A 5,734-nucleotide genomic window follows, 5' to 3' on the forward strand; every position below is an offset into this window, starting at 1 on the left:
GCTATGGCTCCTGGCTCACGCTGGTGGACCTGGCATGAGATTTTTTCGCCGCCGCTGAGGGGATCGAGACCGGTTGCCCGTCATGGCTTATGACGCAACCCGATTCCACCCTCATTCCCAGCCATGCCGTTCTCCTTCGATTTCCGCGCCCGGCTCGTCGCCGGCGCGCTTGGCGCCAGCCTGATCGCCGCGCCCGCAGCCGCCCAGCAACGCTATGACCTGCCGGCCGCGCCGCTGGCCGACACCTTGAGCCGCATCTCCTTGATGAGCGGCCGCAGCATCTCCGCCAGCGCCGAACTGGTGTCCGGCAAGCAGGCTGCCGCCGTGCGCGCCGCCCCCGACGCCGAGACGGCGGCGCGCCAGGCCCTGGCCGGCACCGGCCTGGAACTGGTCATCACGCCGGCAGGCGTATGGAGCCTGCGCCCGCTACCCGCGGCCGGACCGGTCGCCGCCCTGGAACCCGTGCTGGTCACCGCCGGCAACGCCATCGAGCCCAGCGAAGGCACCGGCTCGTACACCCAGGCGGAGTCCGGTTCCGCCACCCGCATGCGGCTGTCGCTACGAGAAACGCCCCAATCCGTCAGCGTGATCACGCGCCAGCAGATGGACGACCAGGGCATCGTCAACGTCGCGCAGGCGCTGGAGCAAACGCCCGGCATCATCGTCAACCGCGACAACTCCGAGGGCTACAGCTTCTACTCGCGCGGCTTCCAGCTGGAGAGCTTCCAATTCGACGGACTGCCCAGCCTGTCCAGCGACGGCGGCAACGTGCGCGACAACTACAGCATCACCAATTCGGTCGTCTATGACCGCATCGAAGTCCTGAAGGGCGCCACCGGCCTGGTCAACGGCGCCGGCTACCCGTCCGGCGTGGTGAACTTCATCCGCAAGCGGCCGACGCAGGACTTCCAGGGCAGCATCACGGGCGGCATCGGTTCCTGGGACCGCTACCGCAGCGAGCTGGACCTGAGCGGACCGCTGGCGGCGCAAGGCAAGGTGCGCGGACGCGTCGTGGCCGCCGCCGAGAAGCGCGGCAGCTACATGGACTATGCGCGCGGCAAGGAAAACCTGGCCTACGGCATCATCGAGGCGGACCTGGGTCCGCGCACCACGGCCAGCATTGGCGTGGATCATCAGCAGAACCGCAACAAGGCCACGTCCAATACGCATCTGCCCGCCTTCTACTCCGACGGCACGCCGGTACGCTTCCCGCGCTCGACCAACCCCGCCGACAAATGGTCCTGGCGCAACCAGGACACGACCCGCCTATTCGCCGATCTGCGGCATACGCTGGACAGCGGCTGGCAATTCAAGCTGGCCGCCGCGCACCGCAACTACCGCTCGCGCGAACTGATATCGGGCATGAGCAGCGCCCTGGTCGATGCCCGGAGCCACAGCGTGGGACATGGCTACTATCCCGGCGGCGCGGCGCGATTCGACACCGACACGCGCGAGAACAGCGTGGACTTCCAGGCATCCGGCCCCTACACGCTGTTCGGCCGCCAGCACGAGTTGGTGATTGGCTACAACGCCGCCCGCAACCATGCGCAGTCGAACCGGCACGACGGCGAAACGGACGCGCTCATCGACAACGCGTTCCGCTGGAACAACGATGCCGCCAAGCCTGGCGTCTATGAGTGGTGGCTGACGCAGAACATGCTGGTCAACCAGAAAATCCTCTACGGCGCCACGGTGCTGCGCCCCGCCGACCGCTACGCCATCATCCTGGGCGGCCGCCTGAGCAACTATGCATGGAACCAGAACCTGGCCTTCGCCAACGGCCGCCTCGTCAACTACGCCAGCGAAGTGCGCCGGAAGTTCATCCCCTACGCCGGCCTCACCTATGACCTGGACAGCCAGCACACGGTCTACGCCAGCTACACGGATGTCTTCAAGCCGCAGGCCTACAGCTTCGACGCCAACGACCGCCAGCTGGATCCGCTGACCGGCAAGAGCATGGAGCTGGGCGCCAAGGGCGAATACCTGGATGGCAAGCTCAACGCCAGCATCGCGCTGTTCCAGCTCAAGCAGGACAATATGGCCGAGCTGGACACCAGCGGCGCGCGGCGGCCCAACGGCGACGAGGCCTATGTCGCCGTCCAGGGCGTCACCACGCGCGGCGTCGAACTGGAAGTGTCGGGCGAGATCTCGCGCGGCTGGCAGGTCCACGCCGGCTACACCTACAGCCGTTCGCGCGACCGGGATGGACGGCGCGTCAGCACCACCCAGCCCGAGCAGGTGTTCAAGCTGGCCACCACCTACCGCCTGCCCGGCGACTGGCACCGCCTGACGGTGGGCGGCAATCTGCTATGGCAAGGCAATACCTACTTCACCCAGGCGATCGAGGGCAAGGACCGCCGCTTCATCCAGGACAGCTACGCCATCCTGGGATTGATGGCGGCCTACGACGTCAGCAAGGACCTGCGCCTGTCCGTGAATCTGAACAACGTCTTCGACAAGGCCTATTACTCGGGCATCGGCACCTACAACTCGGTCTACTACGGCGCGCCGCGCAATGTGCTGGCGCAGGCGCGCTACCGGTTCTGAGGATGGTCGCGGCCGGGGGGAATTGCCCCCCCGGCCTGCGCGCTCAATAGCGCGCGTCCTTCGGCTTCTTGCCCTGCGGCCAGTCCTTTTCCTTGCCCGCGAAATCCGGGCGCGGCATGTGCGTGAAGTACTCGGCCACGTCGACCGCGTCCTGGTCTGACAGCACATCGCCCTCGCCCCAGGCGCCGTGCGTGTTCACGCCCATCGGCATGCTGTTGCGGATGAAGGCGGCGGCCTTGTAGGTGCGGGCCAGGCCCGCGCCGATGTTGAAGGACTCGTCGCCCCACAGCGGCGGGAACACGATGTCGCCGGCGCGGTCCTTCTTGCCCTCGCCGTTGGCGCCATGGCAGGCCGCGCATTGCGCCGCGTACAGCGACTTGCCGCGCTCGGGGTTCGGCACCAGCTTCATGTCGATGGGCCAGGCGTTCTCGATCTGCACCTTGGCGCCGTGCGGCACGTCCTGGGCCAGCCACTTCATGTAGGCGATCATGGCCTGCATCTCGGCCGAGTCCTTGGCCAGCGGCTTGCCGTTCATCGAGCGCATGAAGCAGCCGTTGATGCGGTCCTCCAGCGTCACCACGCGGTTGGCGCGCGGATTGAACTGCGGGAAGGTATTCACCGTGTTGATGTACGGCGCGCCCATCGGCTTCTTGCCCTGCTGCACGTGGCAGCTGTTGCAGTTCATGCTGGCGCCGGTGTTGTTGGGCAGCAGGCGGCGCGTCTCGTTCAGGAGGCGCTTGCCGTAGTTGATCTGCTCGGCGTTGGGCTGTTTGGCGATGTCGGTGTCCGACGGGATGGTGTAGTCGGGCAGGCGCTTGCCGTCCTTGTCCAGCACCGGGAAAGTGCGCGCGGGAGCCTGCTTGTCGGCGGCCGCAGGGGCCGAGGTGGTCGGCGCGTCGGCCGCGCTGGCGCCCAGCCAGGCGCCGCAGGCCGCCAGCGCGGCCAGCAGCGATGCGAGTTTCAGTTTCCTGCTCATTGTTTGCCTCCGGCGACGATGTTCGGCTTCTTGCCGGCCAGGAATTCGCGGATGTGCGCGACGTCGCGCTCGCCGATGGGCGGCGCCTGGTTGGTCCATGCGCCGCGGATGAAGTTGATCACGTCGGTGATGTCCTGATCACTCAGGTGATTGAAGGCCGGCATGGCGAAGGCCATCGCGTCCTGCGCGTTGGACGGCATCCTGCCGCCCTCGAGCGTGATCTGGATGATGGACTGCGGGTTCTGCGCGAACACGGCCGAATTGCCCGCCAGCGCCGGGAAGATGCGCGGCATGCCCTGGCCGTCGGCGCGGTGGCAGGCCACGCACTGCTCGACGTAGATCACCGCGCCGCGCGAGCCGTAGCGGCCGTCCAGCAACGCCGCCGTGGTGGTGTCGGCCTTGGGCGCGAAAGCCTGCAGCTTGCCCGGGGCGGGCGGCAGCTGTTTCAGGTAGGCCGCGATGGCCTCCAGGTCGGTGTACGCGAAGTAGCGGGTGCTGTGCTCGACCACGGCAGCCATGGCGCCGAAGGCCGCCACCTTGTCCGTGCGGCCGGTCTTCAGGAACAGCGCGATCTCGGCGGGGCTCCAGGATTGCAGGCCCTGCGCCTCGCCGCGCAGGCTCTTGGCGCGCCAGCCGTCGATCACCGCGCCGGTCAGGAAGGCATCGCCATCGGCCATGGACAGCGCTTTCTCCTGGTAGGCCAGGCCTCGCGGCGTATGGCAGGCGCCGCAATGGCCGGGGCCTTCCACCAGGTAGGCGCCGCGCTTGAGCTTCTCGTCGGCGCCGGCGGGCGCGGCGAAGTCGCGCTTGGGCGCGAACATCAGCTGCCACCATGCCATGGGCCAGCGCATGTTCAGCGGCCAGGGGATGGTCGAATCCGCGCTGGGCTGCTCGACCGGCGCCACGCTGGCCATGAAGTAGGCGTACAGGGCGCGCAGGTCCGCGTCCGGCATGATGGCGTAGGACGGATAAGGCATGGCGGGGTACAGCGGCGTGCCGTCCTTGCGGATGCCGTGCTGGACCGCGTTCTTGAAATCCGCGTAGCTGTAGGCGCCGATGCCCGTCTTCTTGTCGGGCGTGATGTTCGACGAATAGATGGTGCCCACCGGCGTCTGCATCGCCAGGCCGCCCGCGAAGGGCTTGCCGCCGGGCACGCTGTGACAGGCCACGCAGTCGCCGGTGCGCGCGATATAGGCGCCGGCCTCGACCAGGCTGCGATCCTGGATATCGACGGGCGCGGGCGCGTCGACCTTGCGGGCGGCGGTCAGCGCTTGTGCGCCGCCGATGGCGATGCCTGCCGCGGCCACAAGGCCCAGCGCCGCCCAGATCCCGAACTTATTCATACTGACCCTCCGTGTCCGCTGGCCTGCGCGCACGTCGGGGAATTCGTACTGCGTTGTCCAGCCTATGGGATCAGCTTACGCCTTTTAGTAATTAACATATGACTGAACAGCATGAAACTATGGCTGCTGTTTGATCGGCAGCAAACAAAGCGAAAAGCGGGCGGCGTTGGCGGCCGCCCGGTGGCGCGAGCCGCGCGCCGACGCGCTGTCGAACGGCGGATCGCGGCGCGCAAACCCAAGGCCGGCGCGGCTCAGCCGGGAATCGTCAGGCCCCGGACCACGGCGGGCCGGGAGACGAAAGCGTCCAGCACGCGCGCCACATTCTTGTACTGGGTGAACTCGACCAGCTCGCCCGCGCCGTAGAAACCGATCAGGTTGCGCACCCAGGGAAAGATGGCGATGTCGGCGATGGTGTACGTATCGCCCATGACCCAGTCGCGGCCTTGCAGGCGCTGGTCCAGCACGCCCAGCAGGCGCCGCGCCTCGGCCACGTAGCGGTCGCGCGGACGCTTGTCTTCATAGTCCTTGCCGGCGAATTTATGGAAGAAGCCCAGCTGGCCGAACATCGGACCGATGCCGCCCATCTGAAACATCAGCCATTGCAGCGTCTCGAAACGCCCGCCCGCGTCGGCCGGCAGGAACTGGCCGGTCTTGCTGGCCAGGTAGACCAGGATGGCGCCGGACTCGAACAGCGCCAGCGGCTTGCCGTCGGGCCCGTTGGGATCGAGGATGGCGGGAATCTTGTTGTTGGGGCTGATCGACAGGAACTCGGGCGTGAACTGGTCCTGCGTATCGAAGCTGACCCGGTGCGCCTCGTAGGGCAGGCCCAGCTCCTCCAGCAGGATCGACACCTTCACGCCATTGGGCG

4 protein-coding genes are annotated in these 5,734 nt (G+C 67.3%); 1 reads left to right on the plus strand and 3 read right to left on the minus strand.

Features of this window, described 5'->3' with window-relative positions:
- The first annotated feature begins 123 nt into the window (after window positions 1-123).
- Window positions 124-2,547 (plus strand): TonB-dependent siderophore receptor, encoded by a 2,424-nt coding sequence (locus KDH83_RS28965; protein ID WP_212322165.1) that lies wholly within the window; start codon window positions 124-126, stop codon window positions 2,545-2,547.
- A gap of 43 nt (window positions 2,548-2,590) precedes the next feature.
- Here the strand turns inward: KDH83_RS28965 and KDH83_RS28970 are convergent, their stop codons facing one another.
- The 3 genes from KDH83_RS28970 to KDH83_RS28980 all read right to left on the minus strand — a co-directional run.
- Window positions 2,591-3,523: a c-type cytochrome gene (locus KDH83_RS28970; protein ID WP_212322166.1), complete on the minus strand. Its 933-nt coding sequence runs from the start codon at window positions 3,521-3,523 to the stop codon at window positions 2,591-2,593.
- Window positions 3,520-4,866 (minus strand): cytochrome c, encoded by a 1,347-nt coding sequence (locus KDH83_RS28975; protein WP_212322167.1) that lies wholly within the window; start codon window positions 4,864-4,866, stop codon window positions 3,520-3,522. The genes KDH83_RS28970 and KDH83_RS28975 overlap by 4 nt, the downstream gene beginning before the upstream one ends.
- Window positions 4,867-5,117: 251 nt before the next feature.
- The coding region (locus KDH83_RS28980) for a glutathione S-transferase C-terminal domain-containing protein (RefSeq protein WP_212322168.1) at window positions 5,118-5,734 on the minus strand (617 nt) is incomplete at its 5' end.

Source organism: Achromobacter sp. Marseille-Q0513 (assembly GCF_018195695.1).
Lineage (GTDB): Bacteria > Pseudomonadota > Gammaproteobacteria > Burkholderiales > Burkholderiaceae_B > Achromobacter.